The sequence below is a fragment of the Frankia torreyi genome (genome assembly GCF_000948395.1).
In the GTDB taxonomy this organism is placed as follows: domain Bacteria; phylum Actinomycetota; class Actinomycetes; order Frankiales; family Frankiaceae; genus Frankia; species Frankia torreyi.
This window is the reverse complement of record NZ_JYFN01000143.1, coordinates 1-1,673: the sequence shown is the minus strand read 5'-3', so window position 1 is coordinate 1,673 and position 1,673 is coordinate 1. Positions and strand designations below refer to the sequence as shown.

At 62.8% G+C, this 1,673-nt stretch carries 2 protein-coding genes; both read left to right on the top strand.

The window, feature by feature from the left end; translation table 11 throughout:
• The first annotated feature begins 683 nt into the window (after positions 1–683).
• On the top strand, positions 684–1,232 hold the full coding sequence (locus tag FF36_RS31230) for a DinB family protein (protein WP_313949848.1): 549 nt from the start codon (positions 684–686) through the stop codon (positions 1,230–1,232).
• 306 nt (positions 1,233–1,538) lie between these two features.
• Positions 1,539–1,673: transposase domain-containing protein (locus FF36_RS31225; protein WP_242423011.1), on the top strand; the 135-nt coding region annotated here is incomplete at both ends.

Here is a 1,673-nt window from a genome sequence, read left to right as displayed (position 1 = left end):
GTACCGCCTCCGCGACTGACTCATTGATCTCCTCCGCTCACGGATCAATTATCCCACATAGGGATCACTGTCCGAAGAACGGGGACCACCTCAGACCATCGACCTGAATTCCGTCATCTTGACGTGGATGATTTGACCTCAGAGCGTCCGGGTAAGTTGGCGGATTCGGTGGATCTTGGCGGCCGAACGGCTTCTGGTCGAAGTGGTCGCGGACGGCAAGCGGGACGTGCTGGAGGGGCGGCTTAATCCGCGTTGCAGTGGATGCGTTACGCATCGAGAACCAGCAACTCCGCGACGCGCTCGCACACGTCCACGGTCAACTCCGAGCAGCCCGAACCGATCTTGATGTCGAGGATGGCTCCTGAGCTTCGGGATACCCTCGGCCCATAACGCGCCGGAACAGATCGACACAAGTCACGTGACACGCGCATAGCTTGGATGTTATCCTTGTGACCGATCCGGCTCTTCCTCGGCTCTGGACACGGCATTCCCCGAGGGCCCTCTGACGAGGGCCGAGAAGCGTTTGCAGCGCCTACATCCCCGGCGGGCCTCCGGCGCCGATGTCATCGGTGTTCTCCTTGGCAATCGAGACGAGCCCTGTCCGATCGGCCCTCATGCTGCTCGAGTACGCGCCCATGGTCTGATCCGTCAATGTCCTTTCAACCCAGAAAGCTGGACAATTAATGTTCATATGGCCCCGAATGACCACTGGACCCGAACGTCTCATGTTGGAGAGCTTGCTTGACCGCAACCGGCAAGCGCTCATCGACACCGCGCGAGGGCTATCCGAGACCGACGCACGGCGGCGCCTGGTCGTCTCACTGACCACACCGATCGGGCTGATCAAACACGCCGCCACCGCCGAGCGCATCTGGTTCCAACGCACCCTGCTCGGCCTAGACGAGTCCGCATGCGACGGCTACGCCACCGGTGACGACGGCAGTTTCGTTGTCGCCGACGGCGAAACGCTGGCCGACGTGATCGCCGAGTTTGAGCGTGCCAGCGAGCGTTCCCGCGTGATCGCCGCTGACTTCGAACTCGACGACACCAAGGCGCACCCCCGCGCTGGCGATGTCAGCCTGCGGTTTGTCTACCTGCTCCTGATCGAGGATTTCGCCCGTCACGCCGGCCATGGTGACATTCTCCGGGAACAAATCACCGCTTTGGCTTGGACAGGATACCCGGACCGCGACCTGACCACCAACCTGCCTCGAAAAGGCCAACTACCGTGAGAATCGGGTCGCTGGCGTCCCAGAACACCTGTCCCACGCCTGGTCAGAACCACAAGCCCAGACATGATCGTCGGGACTAACCCGACACGCCAACCGCCCGGCCCACACGACACGCCGACCGGCCCCCGCGGATTCCCATCCGAAGCTGTCCAACCCCAGGTCAAGACTTGATCGCCAGACATGATCCTCGGGAACGGACCCAATACCAGGAACTTAGGTTCTGATCGTGTAGGTTCGAGGGGTGCCGAGACGCGGTCAGGTGAAGGAGAAGCCCGAGGACCGGTTGGTGGACCGGGTCGGGCTGGNGGTGCTGGCGGCGCAGTTCCCGGACGCGCTGGTCGACCGGGTGGTCACCGAGACCGGTCGTCGCGAGAAGCGGACGCGGGACCTGCCCGCGGCGCTGATGGTCCGGTACGTGGTCGCGTTGGCGTTGTTCCCCTC